The organism is Rothia sp. QJM3NY_36, assembly GCF_056173115.1.
This window is the reverse complement of sequence record NZ_CM149658.1, coordinates 1550386-1567228: the sequence shown is the minus strand read 5'-3', so window position 1 is coordinate 1567228 and position 16843 is coordinate 1550386. Positions and strand designations below refer to the sequence as shown.

Below are 16843 nucleotides of genomic sequence, written 5' to 3'. Positions count from 1 at the left end.
AGTGCTGTCCTGCTCCGCGCCCCGGTGCGCGGTCGGACGGGACAGGGACGGAAGACACCGGCCTCCGGCGGGTTCCCACCTCTTCGCGGGCGGGGGACGTGCCCGGAGCAGCCAGAGCGACAGGAGTTTCGCGTGAACGCAGATCTAGTGGTCGTGGGGTCCGGCCTGTTCGGCCTGACCATCGCCGAGCAGGCCGCCTCCGAACTGGGGCTGAAGGTGGTCATCCTCGACCGCCGCTCCCACATCGGGGGCAACGCCTACAGCGAGAAGGAGGAGCGCACCGGCATCGAGGTGCACCGCTACGGCGCGCACCTGTTCCACACCTCCAACGAGCGGGTCTGGGAGTACGTCAACCGCTTCACCAAGTTCACCGACTACGTGCACCGGGTCTACACCCGCCACAACGATGAGGTCTTCCCGATGCCCATCAACCTGGGCACCATCAACCAGTTCTTCCGCGCGGCCTACGGGCCCGCCGAGGCACGCGCCCTGATCCAGGAGCAGGCCGGGGAGCTGGCGGGCACGGACCCGCAGAACCTCAACGACAAGGGCATCCAGCTGATCGGGCGCCCCCTGTACGAGGCCTTCATCAAGCACTACACCGGCAAGCAGTGGCAGACCGACCCCAAGGATCTGCCGGCCTCGATCATCTCGCGGCTGCCGGTGCGCTACACCTACGACAACCGCTACTTCAACGACACCCACGAGGGCCTGCCCGTGGACGGGTACACCGCGTGGCTGGAGCGCATGGCCAGCCACCCGAACATCGAGGTGCGCCTGGACACCGACTTCTTCGATGAGGACCACGAGTTCTCCCGGACCAAGGTGCTCGGCCAGGTGCCCGTGGTCTACACCGGCCCGGTGGACCGGTACTTCGACTACGCCGAAGGCGACCTGTCCTGGCGGACCATCGACCTGGAGGAGGAGGTCCTGGAGATGCAGGACTTCCAGGGCTGCGCCGTCATGAACTACCCGGACCCGGACGTGCCCTTCACCCGCATCCACGAGTTCCGCCACTTCCACCCGGAGCGGGATTACACCAAGGACGCCACGGTGATCATGCGGGAGTTCTCCCGCTTCGCCGAGAAGGGCGATGAGCCGTACTACCCGATCAACACCTCGGTGGACCGGCAGAAGCTCCTGAAGTACCGGGATCTGGCCGCCGGCGAGTCCGACGTGCTGTTCGGTGGGCGGCTGGGCACCTACAAGTACCTGGACATGCACATGGCCATCGGCTCGGCCCTGTCCATGTTCGACAACAAGATCCGCCCGCACTTCTCGGGCGGGCAGAAGCTGGTCAGCGGAGGGATCGAGGCATGAGCGAGTCAACCACGTCCGGCGCGGCTCACAAGCGCCGCGCAGCACAGCCGATGACGACTCTGCAGCGGGTCATCTTCCCCGCTCCGGAGCAGATGGACACCGTCGCCCTGTATGTGGATTCCGGGCAGACCGCCGGCGTGCAGCTGTCCACGATGAACGGTTCTCTCGGCAGCACGGAGTCCGCCGGCAAGCAGGCTCCGGCGTCCTCCGGGTCGGCACCCGCCGCCGGGTCGGGCTCGGATGCCCACGCCGAGGACTTCATCGACCGCCGCTCCACCCTGGTGCGACCGGGTACCCGGCTGTCCTTCGCCACGTACTTCAACGCCTTCCCCGCCTCCTACTGGAAGCGGTGGACCACGGTCACCGACGTGCGCCTGGCCGTGGAGACGGAGGGCCAGGGCACCATCATCGTGTACAAGTCCAACGCCCGCGGCTCGCTGCAGCGGGTCGCCTCACGGCGGGTCTCCGGCACGGCGTCGTCCACCTTCGACCTGCCGCTGAAGCCCTTCGGCGACGGCGGCTGGTACTGGTTCGACCTCGCGGCCGGGGCGCAGCCGCTGACCCTGCGCGGGGCGGAATGGCAGACGGCGCAGAGCATCGGGCGCGCACCGGGGCGGATCACCCTGGAGATCACGACCCTGAACAAACCCGACTACTGCCTGAACAACCTGCGCTCGCTGGGGAGCAACCCCCAGATCCTGGAGCACCTGCAGGAGATCCTCATCGTGGATCAGGGCACCCGCAAGGTGCAGGACCAGGCGGAGTTCGAAGAGGTCGCGGCCGCCCTGCAGGGGAAGCTGCGCATCATCAACCAGGCCAACCTGGGCGGCTCCGGCGGGTTCGCCCGCGGCATGTACGAAGCCGTGGAGAACGGCTCGGACTACGCGCTGCTGCTGGATGACGACGTCGTGGTGGAGCCCGAGTCGATCATCCGGATGCTGACCTTCGCCGACCTGTGCCGCAAGCCCACCATCGTGGGTGGGCACATGTTCGACCTGTACAACCGCACGGTGCTGCACACCTTCGGCGAGATCGTGAACAAGTACCGGTTCCAGCCGGATCAGCCGGTGGCCGAGCAGGTCCTGGGCCATGACTTCCTGCACGCGAACCTGCGCTCGACGCCGTGGCTGCACCGGCGGGTGGACGTGGACTACAACGGCTGGTGGATGGACCTGATCCCCACCCAGGTGATCCGGGAGATCGGGTTGTCCCTGCCGGTGTTCATCAAGTGGGACGACGCCGAATACGGCGTGCGCGCCAAGGAGGCCGGCTACCACACGGTCTCCCTGCCGGGTGCCGCGGTGTGGCACGTGTCCTGGATCGACAAGGACGACCTCGTCGGCTGGCAGGCGTACTTCCACATCCGCAACCGCATCATCGCGGCGCTGCTGCACTCGCCCTACGAGCGGGGCGGACGCCTGCTGCGCGAGTCTTCCTATCAGGACGTCAAGCACCTGATCTCCATGCAGTACTTCACGGAGGAGGGCCGCATCATGGCCCTGCGCGACGTGCTGGCCGGACCGGATCGGCTGCACGAGATCCAGCCGCAGCGGCTGCCGCAGATCCGCGCGGTGATGAAGGAGTATTCGGACGCGCAGTTCAGCGAGGACATCGATTCCTTCCCCGAGCCGCGCATGGCCAAGCCCCCGCGCAACGGCCGCGGCTTCTCCGCGCCGTCCTACAAGACGCTGGTGCCGTGGGCACTCAAGACCGTGGCCAAGCAGCTGATCAAGCCGGTGGACCCGGAGACCCGGGAGCACCCGCAGGCGCACGTGGCCCACCAGGACAACCGCTGGTGGCGGATGTCCCAGTACGACTCCGCGCTGGTCTCCAACGCGGAGGGCACCGCCGTGTCCTGGTATCGGCGTCGGCCGGAGCAGCTGCGCACCAAGCTGACCGAGGCCACCCGCCTGCACGCCCAGATCCTGTGCCAGTGGCCCCGGCTGCGCGAGCAGTACCGCGAGGCCGCGCCCCGGATCACTTCCTTCGAGGCGTGGAAGAAGACCTTCGACGAGCATACGGACTCCGAGATCACCCGATGACCGAGATCAGCGCGCGCGAGTTCCAGACCCCCGGCCGCGGCCGGGGGCTGATGGACGTGTTCAAGAACAGATTCCTGCTCAAGCTCCTGGTGGACAAGGAGATCCAGGTCCGCTATCGCGGCTCGGTGCTGGGGATCGTGTGGTCCTACATCAAGCCCGGGGTCCAGTTCCTGGTGTTCTACCTGGCGCTGGGGGTGTTCCTGGGCCTGAACAAGGGACTGGAGAACTACGCCGTCTACCTGTTCTCCGGGATCATCCTCATCAACTTCTTCGGTGAGGCCTTCGGCAACGGGGCGCGCTGCTTCGTGGGCAACGGGGCGCTGATCAAGAAGATCTACCTGCCGCGGGAGCTGTTCTCGGTCTCCACCATCTGGGTGGGGCTGATCCACTTCGTCCCGCAGCTGCTGGTCCTGCTCATCGCCTGCTTCGCGGTGGGCTGGCACCCGGGCCCCAAGCAGATCGGCGCGGCGCTGGCCGGCATCGTGCTGATCTCCGTGTTCTCCTACGGGCTGGGGCTGATCTTCGGGGTGGCCAACGTGTTCTTCCGGGATTCGGAGAACATCGTGGATCTGCTGGTGATGATGCTGACCTGGCTGTCCCCGATCATGTACTCCTGGACGATGGTCCAGGAGAAGGCCAGCGCCTGGCTGCTGCACCTGTACATGGTCAACCCGATCACGATCTCGGTGGAGCTGTTCCACTACGCCTTCTGGAGCGCGACCCTGCACGGGCCGGATCCGGCGTCGTGGTACGTGTATCCGCACCTGCTCAGCGTCTGGACGCCGGTGGCCTTCGTGATCGCCTTCGCCTTCGTGTTCCTGGGGGACCTGCTCTTCCGGGCCTTCGAGGGCAACTTCGCCCAGGAGCTCTGATTCGCTGTGTCTTGGATCGACGACGACCCGGAGCTGTCCGCGCCCCGGGAGCCCTATTCCCCCTCCACCGAGCCGGTGGTCATCCGCATCGAGCACGTGGTCAAGAAGTTCGTGCTGCGCCACACCCGGTCGATGAAGGAGGCCTTCGTGTGGCTGATCAAGGGCCGCAAGGGGGACCTCTCGGAGAAGTTCCGCGCCCTGGACGGGGTCTCCCTGGAGATCCACCAGGGGGAGCGGGTCGCGCTGCTGGGCCTGAACGGCTCCGGGAAATCCACCCTGCTGAAGCTGATCTCCGGGGTCATGCATCCCGATGAGGGGGACATCCGCACCCGCGGGCGCATCGCGGGGCTGATCGAGGTAGGCGCCGGATTCCATCCGGACCTGACCGGGCGGGACAACGTGTACCTGAACGGGGCGATCCTCGGGATGACCAAGGAGGAGATCGACGCGAACTTCGACTCGATCGTGGAGTTCTCCGAGATCGCGGACTTCATCGACACCGAGGTGAAGTTCTACTCCTCCGGCATGTACCTGCGCCTGGCCTTCGCGGTCGCGGTGCACACGGATCCGGAGATCTTCCTGGTGGATGAGATCCTCGCGGTGGGCGATGAGCCCTTCCAGAAGAAGTGCATCCGCAAGATCAAGGAGCTCTCCGAGCGGGGGAAGACGCTGGTGGTGGTCTCCCACGACCTGGACATGGTCTCCCGGCTGTGCGAGCGCGGCGTGGTCCTGGAGAAAGGCCACGTGGTCAAGGACGGCGCCATCGAGGAGGCGGTGAAGCACCTGCGCGGCTGATCCTCCCGCGCCTTTCGCTGCCGCCACGGCCTCTCGGGCCCGGCCCCTTCCCGCTGGAGGGGCCGGGCCCGATGCCGTCTCACGGGGGAGGTCGAGCCCGGATCACTGTCCACAGGTATGAGACCGGCCCCTTGAATGTCGGCGGATCTCCTGTATCTTCTCTCTACAAGTGATCCAGGCGACACAAGGGGGAGGTCATGGTCGCTGCCGCCGTCAGAGCTCAGAGCCGGGGCTCGGGTGAGGCCCTGGGCCTCGTCGAGGCCGATGTCCGGGAGATGGTGCGCCGTCAGGGGCTGGATCCCCTCGGCGACGCCGAGCGGGTGCGGGAGCTGATCCGCACGGCCGTGCGCGAGTACGAGGAGAAGGCGGCGATGAGCACCTTGCCGCCGCTGGGCGAGGCGGAGGAGGCCCAGCGCCGGCTCAACGACGCGATCACGGGGTTCGGGCCGCTGCAGCCCTACCTGGATGACCCGACGGTCGAGGAGATCTGGATCAACGCGCCGGATTCGGTCTTCGTCTCCCGGGGTGGGGATTCGCAGCTGACCGGGATGCAGCTGAGCCCGGAGGGCATCCGGCACCTGGTGGAGCGGATGCTCAACAGCTCGGGACGGCGCCTGGACCTGTCCAGCCCCTTCGTGGACGCCTCCCTGCCGGACGGCTCCCGGCTGCACGTGGCCATCCCGGACATCACCCGCACGCACTGGTCCGTGAACATCCGCAAGTTCGTGGCCCGCGCCCGCCGGCTGCAGGATCTGGTGGGCCTGGGCTCCCTGTCTCCGGAGGCCGCCCGCTTCCTGGACGCGGCGGTGCGGGCGGGGCTGAACATCCTGGTCTCCGGGGCGACTCAGGCCGGGAAGACGACCATGCTCAACTGCCTCACGGCCAGCATCGGCGCCCGGGAGCGGGTGGTCACGGTGGAGGAGATCTTCGAGCTGAAGGTCCCGCTGCGCGACGTCGTGAACATGCAGTGTCGCCAGCCCAATCTGGAGGGCCACGGGGAGATCCCCCTGCGGCGTCTGGTCAAGGAGGCGCTGCGGATGCGCCCGGACCGGCTGATCGTGGGGGAGGTGCGCGAGGCGGAGGCCCTGGACATGCTCATCGCCTTGAACTCGGGGCTGCCGGGGCTGTGCACGATCCACGCGAACTCCGCCCGGGACGCGGTGACCAAGATCTGCACCCTGCCCCTGCTGGCCGGGGAGAACATCAGCAGCCAGTTCGTGGTGCCCACCGTCGCCTCCTGCTTCGATCTCGTCGTGCACTGCGGGCGGGAACCGGGTGGGACCCGACGGGTCCAGGAGATCCTGGCGATCGGGCAGCGGGTGGAGAACGGCGTCATCGAGACCTCGCCGATGTTCCGCAGGATCGGCGGGATGGCCGCGGAGCTGGTGTGCACCGCCGCCGAGGTGCCCAGCTCCCTGAAGTTCGAGACCCGCGGGATCGGCACGGAGGGACTGCTGCCCGCGGCGGATCTGTCCGAGGAGGCGGCCCGATGAGCGCCGCCGTCGGCCTGCTGCTGGGCATCGGGCTGCTGCTGGTGTGGAGCGCCTGCTGGACGCGCCCGACGACGACGCGGATCCGCCCGGTGCGCACCTCCCGGATCCTCGTGGCCCTGCGCCACGCGGGGGTGGATCGGGTCTCGGTGCGCGGCTTCCTGGGGCTGTGCGCCGCAAGCTGTCTGGTATGTGGGCTGGGCGCGCTGGCGCTGACCCAGATCTATGCCCTGGGTGCCTGCGCGGCGGTGCTGGGGGCATGGGCCCCGTGGGGGCTGGTGGCCTGGCAGGCGCGGCAGCGCGATGCCCGGGTGCGCCGGCTCTGGCCGGATGTGGTGGATCATCTGCGCTCCGCGATCCGGGCCGGGCTGTCGCTGCCGGAGGCGATGATCCAGCTGCAGTACCGCGGTCCGGAGCAGCTGAAGCCGGCGTTCGCGGCCTTCGCCACGGATTACCGGGCGACGGGGGACTTCAACGGGTGCATCAACCGCTTCAAGGAGCGGATGTCGGATCCCATCGCGGATAACATCGTCGAGGCCCTGCGCGTCACCCGCGAGGTCGGCGGCACCGATCTGGGCAGACTCCTGGGCACGCTGGCGGGTTTCCTGCGGGAGAACAGCCGCACCCGGGCCGAGCTGGAGGCCCGCCAATCGTGGACGGTCAACGCCGCCCGACTGGCCATCGCCGCCCCCTGGATCGTGCTGCTGCTCATGACCACGCAGCCGGCCGCCCTGCAGGCCTACAACTCCCTGACCGGGTACGTGGTGATGCTCGGCGGGGCTGGGATCTCCGTGCTGGCCTACCGCCTCATGCTCCGCATCGGAGCGCTGCCCCCGGATCGGAGGGTGCTGCGATGACGAGCACACCGCTGTCCGCGCTGATCCTGCTGGGGCTGATGCTGGCCCTGGGGCTGGGGCTGATCTGGGCCGGGCTGCCGCAGCGGCGCCGGATCACCTTCGCGGAGCGCGTCGCTCCGCAGCTGCGCTCCGCGGGCCTGCGCTCCTCCCTGCTCAGCGAGGCTCCCGACGCCTCCGATCTGGGAAACGCCTTCGTCCGGGTGCTGCGACCCCTGGTGCAGCGGCTGGCGGCGGGCCGGCTGCTGCGCGGAGGACCGGCCGAGACCCGAGCGCTGCAGCGGCGGCTGATCAAGGCCGGGGCGCGGATCTCCCCGGTCGAGTTCCGCGGAGAGCAGCTGATGTGCGCCGCGGCCGCAGCGGGGGTCGGGCTGCTCCTGGTGGCCCTGGGGTGGGCGAACCACGTGATCGGCGCGCTGCCCGGTCTCGTCCTGGTCGGGGTGTGCGCGGTGTGCGGGTTCATGATCCGCGATTACCTGCTCTCCCGCCGGATCACCGCCCGCGAGAAGCGGATGCTCGGGGAGTTCCCGGTCATCGCGGAGCTGATGGCCCTGTCCGTCACGGCGGGGGAGTCCGCGCTGGCGGCCCTGGAGCGGATCTGCCGCAGCTCGGACGGCGAGCTCAGCGAGGAGTTCCGCAGCGTGCTGGCCGACGCCCGGGCGGGGGTCGGTGTGGTCGAGGCGATGCAGGCCTTCGCCCAGCGCATCGACCTGCCCTCCCTGTCCCGCTTCGTCGACGGGATCACCGTCGCGATCGAACGCGGCACGCCCCTGGCCGATGTGCTGCGCTCCCAGGCCCAGGACGTCCGCGATCAGGCCAAGCGCGACCTCATGGAGGTCGCCGGCAAGAAGGAGATCGCGATGATGGCCCCCGTCGTCTTCCTCATCCTCCCGCTGACCGTGGTCTTCGCCGTCTTCCCCGGTCTCGCAGCGATCGACATCGGCCTGTGAGACCCCTTCAGAGCTTCCCCATCCATCACCCGACTGTCCCGGAAAGGACGACATCATGAGAACCCTCCGCACCCTCACCCTGACCCTGCTGGCCGCCGTGCACGCGCTGAGCCTGCGGCTGCGTCCCCAGCCCGGGGAATCCCGGGACCGCGGGGACGTGCCGGGCTGGGTGATGATCACGATGATGAGCGCCCTGCTCGTCGCCGCCCTGCTGGCCATCGCCATCCCCGCGCTGACCGGCATGTTCAACAACGCCATGAGCAAGGTGGGCTGAGCATGGTCCGCGGCGGCCCCGGCGCCGCCTCCCGCGGGATCCGCGGCGTCGGGCAGCGGCCCCGTGCAGGCCGCGGTGTGGGAGGGCCGGGGGCGGATGCGGCGGGTGACCCGCAGCGCGGCTCGGCCGTGGCCGAGTTCGTCATGGTCAGCGCCGTGCTGATGCTGCTGTTCATGGCCTGCCTGCAGATCGGCTTCGCCCTGCACGTGCGCAACACAGTGCAGGACGCCAGCTCGACGGGCGCGCGCTATGGGGCCCTGCGCGACCGGACTCCCCAGGACGGCGCGGAGCGGACCCGGGAGATCCTGAGCGCCTCCCTGCCGCAGCGATACGCCCAGGATGTGCGGGCCTCGGTGACCTCCGACGGCGCGCAGCGCGTCCTGCAGATCACGGTCGCCACGCCCCTGCCCGTCCTGGGACCGTGGGGACCGGCGGAGGGGATCGAGGTCAGCGGCCATGCGATCCTCCCCTGAGCCGCGGGGCCGGCACGCGGCCGAGCGGGGCAACGCGATCATCGAGTTCGTCTTCCTCGCCGTCATGCTGATGATCCCGACGGTCTACGCCCTGCTGGCCATCTCCCACGCCCAGTCGGGGGCCTACGCGGCGGTCGCCGCGGCCCAGCAGTCCCTGCAGGTCATCGAGGCCGGGGATCGCTCGGAGGTCTCCGGTGCCGCGGCGCAGGAGGCCGCCCGCTTCGCGGCCCGCGACTACGGCGTGGACCCGCAGCAGGTGAGCGCCGAGCTGTCCTGCGTCGGAGACTGCTCGGGCCAGCGCAGCATCCGGGTCCGGGTCAGCGTCGGGGTGGATGCCCCGCTGCTCGGCTGGGTCTCGGATCGCGGTGTCATGACCATGACCTCGGAGCTGGCCTCCTGGGGAGGGAAGTACGAATGAGCATCACCGACCGCATGACGCCCGCCGGAGGCCGCCGTGCCGGAGCACCGCGGGCGCCAGGCACGGTGAGTCGGCGGCGAGCCGGCACCCGGGGCGAGGAGGCGGAGCGCGGAGCCGTCGGGGTCCTGGCCCTCGGGCTGTGCGTGATTCTGCTGCTGCTCAGCGTCACCGTCATGGCCGTCAGCTCCGTGTACATCGAGCAGCGCAAGCTGCAGCTGCTGGCGGACCAGTGCGCGGACGCCGCCACCACTCGGGTCGCCGGCTTCGATGCGGACGGAGCTCAATCCGGGGTCATGCTGGATCCGGGACAGGTGACCACGGCCACGCAGGAGGTGATCGGAGGAGTCGGCCACGGGGTGGATGCCGTGGCCATCGCCCCGGGCACCGGGGCCGTGGACGCGAGCACCGCGAGGGTCGAGCTCACGGCGCGAGCCCACCCGCCGCTGGTCGGGTGGGTCGTGCCCGACGGGGTGCGGATCCGGGCCGAGAGCAGCGCCCGAGTGGTGCTCACCCGCTGAGTCGTCGTTCCGGAGCAAGGGGCCAGCTGAGCGGATCGGGTGAGCTCGTCCCGGCGCGCCGACGCCAGATCCCGGTTCGCAGTGACGGTGACGGGCGGTGGTGAATGACGCCTTCGGAAAGATCCCCGCCGGGGACTCGACGAGCGTGCTGATCGCCTCGGCCGCCCACGAGACCCCGGAGTCTTCGGGGCCCGCCCAGTCGGCATCGGCTAGAATGGGGCCCTATGGCTTCCACCGACTTCACCGCCGAGATCCAGCAGCTGCGGGACACGTACTCCCAGATCGAGCAGGTCAGCGACGTCCCGGCCCTGCGCGAGGACATCGCCCGGCTCTCGGAAGCCGCCGCGGCCCCGGATCTCTGGGATGATCCCGACGCCGCCCAGGCGGTCACCTCCCAGCTCTCGCACAAGCAGTCCGAACTGGAGCGGCTGACCCGACTGGGCGGGCGCATCGAGGACCTGGAGACCATGGTGGAGCTGGCCGCGGAGGAGGACGCCCCGGAGATGCTCGCCGAGGCCGAGACCGAGCTGGCCTCGATCTCCAAGGCGCTGACGGACCTGGAGGTCGTCACCCTGCTCTCCGGGGAGTACGACCCCCGTGAGGCCGTGGTGACCATCCGCGCCGGGGCCGGGGGAGTGGACGCCGCGGACTTCGCGGAGATGCTCATGCGCATGTACCTGCGCTGGGCGGAGAAGAACGGGTACCCCACCAAGGTCCTGGACACCTCCTACGCCGAGGAGGCCGGGCTGAAGTCCGCGACCTTCGAGGTCAAGGCCCCCTACTCCTTCGGGCGGCTGTCCGTGGAGGCCGGCACGCACCGGCTGGTGCGCATCAGCCCCTTCGACAACCAGGGCCGGCGCCAGACCTCCTTCGCCGCGGTGGAGGTCATCCCGCTGATCGAGCAGACCGACTCCATCGAGATCCCGGAGAACGAGATCAAGGTGGATGTGTTCCGCTCCTCCGGGCCCGGCGGGCAGTCCGTGAACACCACGGACTCCGCGGTGCGCATGACCCACATCCCCACCGGCATCGTGGTGTCCATGCAGAACGAGAAGTCCCAGATCCAGAACCGCGCCGCCGCCCTGCGCGTGCTCCAGTCCCGCCTGCTGCTGCAGCGGCGGGAGGAGGAGAACGCCAAGAAGAAGGAGCTGGCCGGGGACGTCAAGGCCTCCTGGGGGGATCAGATGCGCTCCTACGTGCTCAATCCGTACCAGATGGTCAAGGACCTGCGGACCAATCACGAGCAGGGCAACCCGGCGGCCGTGTTCGACGGGAACATCGAGGACTTCATCGACGCCGGGATCCGCTGGCGGGCCGGGACCCGCCACGAACAGAACGACTGAGACCGAGGAATGGCAGCGACCAAGAAGAAGAAGGGCCTGCGCGAGACGGCCGACGGGCGCCAGGTCATCGCGACGAACCGCCGGGCCCGGCACGACTACAACCTCATCGACACCTACGAGGCCGGCGTCGTCCTGCTGGGCACCGAGGTGAAGTCCCTGCGCGACGGCGGGGCCTCCATCGTGGACGGCTTCTGCCAGTTCACCGGTGGCGAGCTGTGGCTGGAGAACATCCACATCGCCGAGTACGGGCACGGCTCCTGGACCAATCACGCCGCCCGACGCCGCCGCAAGCTGCTGCTGCACCGCACCGAGCTGCGGCGCCTGGAGCAGAAGGGCAAGGAGACCGGCTACACGATCATCCCGCTGCAGCTGTACTTCCGGGACGGGCGGGCCAAGGTGGAGATCGCCCTGGCCCAGGGCAGGCGGGAGTACGACAAGCGCCACGCCCTGCGCGAGGCGCAGGACAAGCGTGAGGCCCAGCGGGCGATGCGCTACCGGAACCTCGGCTGAGCCCCTTCCCCTCCGCGCGTCGAGGCGGTAGAGTAGGAGGAACCGCATCACCGACGGGCCCTCCGGTCCCGTCGCGGTGCGGATGCTGATTGAGAATCGCATACGGGGATGATCGGTTTCGACGATGCCAGCTGCGGCAGGTGAAGCGGGCCGAGAACGCAGAGTCATCTCGTTAATGTCCTCTGCACACCAATAAGTGCCAAATCTGAAAAGCGCACTGACTTCGCTCTCGCTGCGTAAGTAGCCTGAGCAGTCTGCTAGCCCGGGGTCGCTTCCGCCCCGGTTCCTAGCATCAGCTGAGGAAGCCACTGCTCCAGTCCCTCTCCGCAGGGGGCTGGGGAACACTCATGCGGATAGGTTCGGCGGCAACCCGTGTGCGGGAGTGCCGGAGCCGAGAACACCGTGACGCACACTGCGCCCGGAGAAACCCTGCCAATCCTGCATCGGACCGGGGTTCGATTCCCCGCATCTCCACCCCGTCGCCGTGAGGCGCGGCGTCGTTCCCGTGAGGGATCGATGCCGCGCCTCACGGTCGTTAAGGCACCCTTTCGCCCCGTACCCACACCATCCCGCGACCACCTTCCAGGAGGAGCCATGACCGAGAACCCCCGCGATTCCCAGAACGACGCCGCCGGGACCCCCGGCGAGAGCGCCTCGACCCCACCCCGATACGGCCAGGCCGCCTCCGAGCGCACCGGCGAGGAGCAGGCGAGCTCCGGCCAGACTCCCTACGGACAGGGCCCCTCCGGACAAGCCGGCGGCGGCCAGCCGCCCTACGCCCCGTACGGCTACGGGCAGCAGCCCTCCTCTGGTCAGCCTTCCTACGGCCAGAGCGGCTACGGGCAGAACAGCTATGGGCAGAACGGCTACGCCTCGAACGGCTACGGACAGAACGACGGCCAGTCCTCCTACGCCCCGTACGGCTACGGGCAGCCCTCCCAGACCGGTCCCGGCGTCGGCGCGACCTCCGCCCCGCAGGGCTACGGCGAATCCTCATCCTCCGGATACCCCGCCGCCTACGCCCCGTACGGGGCCTCCTATGGGGTGCCGGGCTCCGTCGGTGGACGCCCGGCCGGCTGGGGGCTCGGATTGGCTTCGCTGATCTGCGGCGGGGTCAGCCTCGTCTTCTTCTGGCTCTACCTGCCGATGCTGGCCGCGATCGCCGCGATCGTCCTGGGCATCCTCGCCCTGCGCGCGGTGGGTCGCTCCGGGACCCGCGGCGGCTCAGGGAAGGTCATGGGCATCATCGGTCTGTGCACCGGCGGCCTGGGGCTGATCCTCGGGATCCTCATGATCGTCCTCGTCGCGGCCCTGTACGCCGAGGTCTCCGAGGAGTGCGGCTCCCCGGATTCGTACGGCTACGAGCAGTGCGTCCAGGACGGTATCGGCATCTGACCCGGTTCGGCCCGGGAACCGCAGCGACCCCCGCGCCCCGTGAGGGGCGCGGGGGTCGCTGCACACTCGGGAGCGGGCGGGTTCCTGTTGAGATGCGCTGTTGGTGCTTCAGATGCGTCCCGCCGTGCGGTATCTCAGCACGATCCCCGGCTTCTCACGCATCCGGTATCTCAGGGGGTCAGTCCCGGGACTCGGCCCGGGTGCCCAGCAGATCCAGGGCCGCCTCGTGCAGGGCGCCGTTGCTGACCAGCGCGCTGCCCCCGTGCGGGCCGGGGGTGCCGTCCAGGGCGGTGAAGCGCCCGCCGGCCTCGGTGACGATCGGCACCAGGGCGGCCATATCGTGCAGGTTCAGCTCGGGCTCGGCGGAGAGGTCCGCGCTGCCTTCGGCCACCAGGCAGTGCGACCAGAAATCCCCGAAGCCGCGCACCCGCCACACCGCATCCGTCAGCTCCAGGAACCGCTCCCGCAGCCCCAGCTGGCGCCAGCCGCTCAGCGAGGAGAAGGATAGCGAGGCGTCGGCGAGGTCGGTGACCTCCGAGACCCGGATGCGCTGGGCCTTCGCCAGAGACCGGCCGGTGTACGCGCCCGAACCCGATGCGGCCCACCAGCGCCGCTGCAGGGCCGGGGCGGAGACCAGACCGACCACGGGCTCGCCCTGATCCAGCAGCGCGATCAGCGTCGCCCACACCGGGACCCCGCGGACGTAGTTCTTCGTCCCGTCGATCGGGTCGATGACCCACTGGCGGGGGGAGGAGCCGCTGGCGCCGAACTCCTCGCCCAGCACCGCATCCCGGGTGCGGGCCCGGGCCAGATGCGAGCGGATCAGCTGCTCGGCCTCGCGGTCCGCCTCCGTCACCGGGGTCAGATCCGGTTTGGTCTCCACGGTGAAGTCCTGGGCCTGGAACCGCGCGAGGGTGTAGCGGTCCACGGCATCGGCGATGACGTGCGCCAGGCGCAGATCGTCGTTGTAGGGGCTGGTCGCAGTCATGGCCACCAGGCTATCGCACGGGATCCTCGTCGGCCCCGGCCCCCAAGCGCTTGGTCCCCGCCACGCCGTCGGGCGCCTCCACCCCGAGCAGCCGGCGCAGGGAGTCCAGCCGGGCCGCACCGGCAGGGCCCGCCGCCCTCGAGGCCACCCGCTCGGCGATGCCGCAGCCGATCGCGTCCGCGGCATGGGTGCAGCCCTTGGGACAGGCCGCCGCTCCGGGGGCCAGGTCCTCGAAGGCGGCGACGATGCCCTCGGCGGGCACGTGGGCCAGGCCGAAGGAGCGGATGCCCGGGGTGTCGATGATCCACGTGCCGGGCTCGCCCCAGGCCGGCTGCAGCGCCAGGGCGGAGGAGGAGGTGTGGCGTCCCCGGCCGGTCACGGCGTTGACCCCGCCGGTCGAGCGGCGCGCCCCGGTCAGGGCGTTGACCAGCGTGGACTTGCCGACGCCGGAGTGACCCAGCAGCACGGAGACCCGGCCATCCAGCAGCGCCCGCAGATCCGCCAGCAGCCGCCCGTCCAGGGGCAGGCTCCGGCTCTGTGCCTCGTCGATAGCAGCTGCGTCGTCGGTCGCTTTCGCCGGAGCCGCCGGTGTCTCCGGCGCCGCCTCGGGCGCCTCGTCCCGGCGGCTGAGCAGGATGGGCAGGTCGGTGCCGGCGTAGTAGGACAGCAGCGGCGCGGGGTCGGCCAGATCGGTCTTGGTCACGCACAGCACCGGGCGCAGCCCGGCGTGCACGGCCGCGACGATGGAGCGATCGACGAAGCCCGTGCGCGGCTGCGGATCCGCGGCCGCGGTGACGATCACCAGGATCTGCGCGTTGGCGACGACCACCCGCTCCACCGGGTCCGTGTCATCCGCGCTGCGCCGCAGCACGGTCTCCCGCGGCTGGACGCGCACCAGCCGCGCCAGACTCCCCGGATCCCCCGTGACGTCCCCGACCAGCCCGACCAGATCCCCGGTGACCACGGGGGTGCGCCGCAGGTCCTTCGCCCGCACGGCGGTGACCTCGCGAGCGGTCGAGCCCTCGCCGATCCGTGCGGTGTAGCGGCCGCGGTCCACGGTCACGACCCGGCCGATGACGGCGTCCTCGTGGGCCGGACGCTCCTTGGTGCGCGGGCGCGAGCCGCGCTTGTTGGCGCGGACGCGCACATCGGACTCGTCCCAGCCGCGGATGCCCCGGCTCATGCCCGCTCCTCCCCGAGCATCCGGCGCCACAGGCCCGGGAAGTCCGGCAGGGTCTTGCCGGTGGTGGCGACGTTCTCCACGAGCACCCCGGGCACGATGAGGCCGAGCACGGCCGCGGCGGTGGCCATCCGGTGGTCCTCGTAGGTGCGCATCCGGGCCGCCCGGTGCGCGGGCCCGGTGATGACCAGCCCGTCGGCCGTCTCCTCGGTGCCGGCCCCGAGGCGGGTCAGCTCCGCGGCCAGGGCGGCGAGCCGATCGGTCTCGTGTCCGCGCAGGTGCGCGATGCCGCTCAGGCGCGTGGTCCCCGGGCACAGGGCCGCGATCGCCGCGACGGTCGGAGCGATCTCCCCGGCGGCGCGCAGGTCGATCTCACCCGGTGCGGTGAGCGCGCGCGCCCCGCCCGCGGGCCCGGTGACCCGCAGGCCGCCGTCGGGCGTGCGCCGCACGCTCGCCCCGAAGCGGGGCAGCAGCTCCCGCCAGGCGTCTCCGCCCTGCGTGGTGCGCTGCGGCCAGTCGGGGATCTCGACGTCGCCGCCGGTGACCACCGCGGCGGCCAGGAACGGGCCGGCGTTGGACAGGTCGGGTTCGATCACCGCGTCGTGGGCCCGCGGACGCCCGGCGGGCACCACCCACGTGGTCGGGTCCGGGTGGGCGACGTCGATGCCGTACTCGGCGAGCACCTGCACCGTCATCCGCACGTGCGGCACCGAGGGCAGCTGCTCACCCACGTGGCGGACCGTGAGACCCCCCGGCAGCAGGGCGGCCGCCAGCAGCACCCCGGAGAGGAACTGGCTGGATCCGCTGGCATCGATGCGCAGCTCGGACGCGGCCGGGCCGGTCCCGGGCACGATCCGCACCGGCAGGGCCCCCGCCTCGCCGTCCTCGTGCACCCGGGCACCCAGCTGGCGCACGGCCTCCAGGACCGGGCCCATCGGGCGCTTGCGGGCCGCCGCGTCCCCGTCCAGCACGAGGCCGCGGCCCAGCGCCGCGGCCAGCGGGGGGATGAAGCGCATGACCGTGCCGGCCAGCCCGGCGTCGATCACGGCGGGCTGACCCGAGGGCTCCTCGGGCACCGGGGTGATCAGCAGGTCCCGCCCCTCCTGCTCGATGCGCGCGCCCAGGGCCCGCAGAGCGTCGATCATCAGCCGGGAGTCCCGCGAGTCCAGAGCGCCGCGGATGCGCATCGGGGCGTCGGCTATGGCGGCCAGCAGCAGGTGGCGGTTGGTCAGGGACTTGGAGCCGGGAACCGCCACGACGGCGCGCACCGGGCCCTCGGTCCCGCGGTGCGGGGCCGGCCAGGGATCGGGGATCGGATCGGCGGAGGCGGAAGTCGTGTGCTCGGTCGCCCCGGCGGGGTCGGGGTGATGCGGCTGCGGGTCGGAGGCGGGGTGACGGGGGCTCACGATCGGGCGGGATCC

General features: G+C 70.4%; 17 protein-coding genes and 1 other RNA gene. 15 read left to right on the top strand and 3 right to left on the bottom strand.

The window, feature by feature from the left end; genetic code table 11:
- The first annotated feature begins 132 nt into the window (after positions 1 to 132).
- From glf to AC0VXQ_RS06900, 15 genes are all read left to right on the top strand, one after another.
- Entirely contained in the window at positions 133 to 1320 is a 1188-nt protein-coding gene (glf, locus tag AC0VXQ_RS06970; RefSeq protein WP_058731270.1) for a UDP-galactopyranose mutase, read from the top strand.
- Positions 1317 to 3362: a glycosyltransferase gene (locus AC0VXQ_RS06965; protein ID WP_061225030.1), complete on the top strand. Its 2046-nt coding sequence runs from the start codon at positions 1317 to 1319 to the stop codon at positions 3360 to 3362. The genes glf and AC0VXQ_RS06965 overlap by 4 nt, the downstream gene beginning before the upstream one ends.
- The gene (locus tag AC0VXQ_RS06960; RefSeq protein WP_061225029.1) at positions 3359 to 4234 is read left to right on the top strand and encodes an ABC transporter permease; all 876 of its coding nucleotides are present in this window, start codon (positions 3359 to 3361) and stop codon (positions 4232 to 4234) included. The genes AC0VXQ_RS06965 and AC0VXQ_RS06960 overlap by 4 nt, the downstream gene beginning before the upstream one ends.
- Before the next feature lie 15 nt (positions 4235 to 4249).
- Entirely contained in the window at positions 4250 to 5029 is a 780-nt protein-coding gene (locus AC0VXQ_RS06955) for an ABC transporter ATP-binding protein (protein ID WP_375542932.1), read from the top strand.
- A gap of 197 nt (positions 5030 to 5226) precedes the next feature.
- Positions 5227 to 6522 carry a TadA family conjugal transfer-associated ATPase gene (locus AC0VXQ_RS06950; protein WP_058731273.1) on the top strand — a complete coding sequence of 432 codons (1296 nt, stop codon included), beginning with the start codon at positions 5227 to 5229 and terminating at the stop codon, positions 6520 to 6522.
- Positions 6519 to 7376, top strand: a complete 858-nt coding sequence (locus tag AC0VXQ_RS06945) for a type II secretion system F family protein (RefSeq protein WP_058731274.1) — start codon at positions 6519 to 6521, stop codon at positions 7374 to 7376. Before AC0VXQ_RS06950 ends, AC0VXQ_RS06945 begins: the two co-directional genes overlap by 4 nt.
- Positions 7373 to 8323: a type II secretion system F family protein gene (locus AC0VXQ_RS06940; RefSeq protein ID WP_174520359.1), complete on the top strand. Its 951-nt coding sequence runs from the start codon at positions 7373 to 7375 to the stop codon at positions 8321 to 8323. The genes AC0VXQ_RS06945 and AC0VXQ_RS06940 overlap by 4 nt, the downstream gene beginning before the upstream one ends.
- 55 nt (positions 8324 to 8378) lie before the next feature.
- Positions 8379 to 8597, top strand: a complete 219-nt coding sequence (locus AC0VXQ_RS06935) for a hypothetical protein (RefSeq protein ID WP_231377069.1) — start codon at positions 8379 to 8381, stop codon at positions 8595 to 8597.
- A 2-nt stretch (positions 8598 to 8599) separates the two neighbouring features.
- The gene (locus AC0VXQ_RS06930) at positions 8600 to 9070 is read left to right on the top strand and encodes a TadE family protein (protein WP_081101431.1); all 471 of its coding nucleotides are present in this window, start codon (positions 8600 to 8602) and stop codon (positions 9068 to 9070) included.
- Positions 9054 to 9488 (top strand): hypothetical protein, encoded by a 435-nt coding sequence (locus tag AC0VXQ_RS06925; RefSeq protein WP_058731276.1) that lies wholly within the window; start codon positions 9054 to 9056, stop codon positions 9486 to 9488. The genes AC0VXQ_RS06930 and AC0VXQ_RS06925 overlap by 17 nt, the downstream gene beginning before the upstream one ends.
- Positions 9485 to 10006 (top strand): pilus assembly protein TadG-related protein, encoded by a 522-nt coding sequence (locus AC0VXQ_RS06920; RefSeq protein WP_058743449.1) that lies wholly within the window; start codon positions 9485 to 9487, stop codon positions 10004 to 10006. Before AC0VXQ_RS06925 ends, AC0VXQ_RS06920 begins: the two co-directional genes overlap by 4 nt.
- Before the next feature lie 224 nt (positions 10007 to 10230).
- Complete coding sequence (gene prfB / locus AC0VXQ_RS06915) at positions 10231 to 11349, top strand: peptide chain release factor 2 (RefSeq protein WP_058731278.1); 1119 nt, start codon at positions 10231 to 10233, stop codon at positions 11347 to 11349.
- 9 nt (positions 11350 to 11358) lie between these two features.
- Positions 11359 to 11859, top strand: coding sequence for an SsrA-binding protein SmpB (smpB, locus tag AC0VXQ_RS06910; protein ID WP_061225028.1), 501 nt, complete (start codon positions 11359 to 11361; stop codon positions 11857 to 11859).
- A 104-nt stretch (positions 11860 to 11963) separates the two neighbouring features.
- Positions 11964 to 12336, top strand: a transfer-messenger RNA (tmRNA) gene (gene ssrA, locus AC0VXQ_RS06905).
- Between the two features lie 117 nt (positions 12337 to 12453).
- Entirely contained in the window at positions 12454 to 13254 is an 801-nt protein-coding gene (locus AC0VXQ_RS06900; protein WP_100463041.1) for a DUF4190 domain-containing protein, read from the top strand.
- A gap of 178 nt (positions 13255 to 13432) precedes the next feature.
- Here AC0VXQ_RS06900 and hisN read toward each other — a convergent pair whose 3' ends face one another.
- The 3 genes from hisN to aroA are packed head-to-tail and all read right to left on the bottom strand — an operon-like array spanning position 13433 to position 16828.
- Positions 13433 to 14242: a histidinol-phosphatase gene (gene hisN / locus AC0VXQ_RS06895; protein WP_058731281.1), complete on the bottom strand. Its 810-nt coding sequence runs from the start codon at positions 14240 to 14242 to the stop codon at positions 13433 to 13435.
- A gap of 10 nt (positions 14243 to 14252) precedes the next feature.
- A complete protein-coding gene (rsgA, locus tag AC0VXQ_RS06890) occupies positions 14253 to 15425 on the bottom strand; it encodes a ribosome small subunit-dependent GTPase A (RefSeq protein ID WP_404435714.1) in 1173 nt (390 codons plus the stop codon).
- A complete protein-coding gene (aroA, locus tag AC0VXQ_RS06885) occupies positions 15422 to 16828 on the bottom strand; it encodes a 3-phosphoshikimate 1-carboxyvinyltransferase (protein WP_081046093.1) in 1407 nt (468 codons plus the stop codon). Before aroA ends, rsgA begins: the two co-directional genes overlap by 4 nt.
- Between the last annotated feature and the right edge of the window lie 15 nt (positions 16829 to 16843).

Bases quoted from the DNA above. Each gene is read 5' to 3' on its own strand.
- AC0VXQ_RS06965 (WP_061225030.1), top strand. From the start codon at position 1,317: ATGAGCGAGTCAACCACGTCCGGCGCGGCTCACAAGCGCCGCGCAGCA.
- AC0VXQ_RS06960 (WP_061225029.1), top strand. From the start codon at position 3,359: ATGACCGAGATCAGCGCGCGCGAGTTCCAGACCCCCGGCCGCGGCCGG.
- AC0VXQ_RS06950 (WP_058731273.1), top strand. From the start codon at position 5,227: ATGGTCGCTGCCGCCGTCAGAGCTCAGAGCCGGGGCTCGGGTGAGGCC.
- AC0VXQ_RS06945 (WP_058731274.1), top strand. From the start codon at position 6,519: ATGAGCGCCGCCGTCGGCCTGCTGCTGGGCATCGGGCTGCTGCTGGTG.
- AC0VXQ_RS06940 (WP_174520359.1), top strand. From the start codon at position 7,373: ATGACGAGCACACCGCTGTCCGCGCTGATCCTGCTGGGGCTGATGCTG.
- AC0VXQ_RS06935 (WP_231377069.1), top strand. From the start codon at position 8,379: ATGAGAACCCTCCGCACCCTCACCCTGACCCTGCTGGCCGCCGTGCAC.
- AC0VXQ_RS06930 (WP_081101431.1), top strand. From the start codon at position 8,600: ATGGTCCGCGGCGGCCCCGGCGCCGCCTCCCGCGGGATCCGCGGCGTC.
- AC0VXQ_RS06925 (WP_058731276.1), top strand. From the start codon at position 9,054: ATGCGATCCTCCCCTGAGCCGCGGGGCCGGCACGCGGCCGAGCGGGGC.
- AC0VXQ_RS06920 (WP_058743449.1), top strand. From the start codon at position 9,485: ATGAGCATCACCGACCGCATGACGCCCGCCGGAGGCCGCCGTGCCGGA.
- prfB (WP_058731278.1), top strand. From the start codon at position 10,231: ATGGCTTCCACCGACTTCACCGCCGAGATCCAGCAGCTGCGGGACACG.
- smpB (WP_061225028.1), top strand. From the start codon at position 11,359: ATGGCAGCGACCAAGAAGAAGAAGGGCCTGCGCGAGACGGCCGACGGG.
- AC0VXQ_RS06900 (WP_100463041.1), top strand. From the start codon at position 12,454: ATGACCGAGAACCCCCGCGATTCCCAGAACGACGCCGCCGGGACCCCC.
- hisN (WP_058731281.1), bottom strand. From the start codon at position 14,242: ATGACTGCGACCAGCCCCTACAACGACGATCTGCGCCTGGCGCACGTC.
- rsgA (WP_404435714.1), bottom strand. From the start codon at position 15,425: ATGAGCCGGGGCATCCGCGGCTGGGACGAGTCCGATGTGCGCGTCCGC.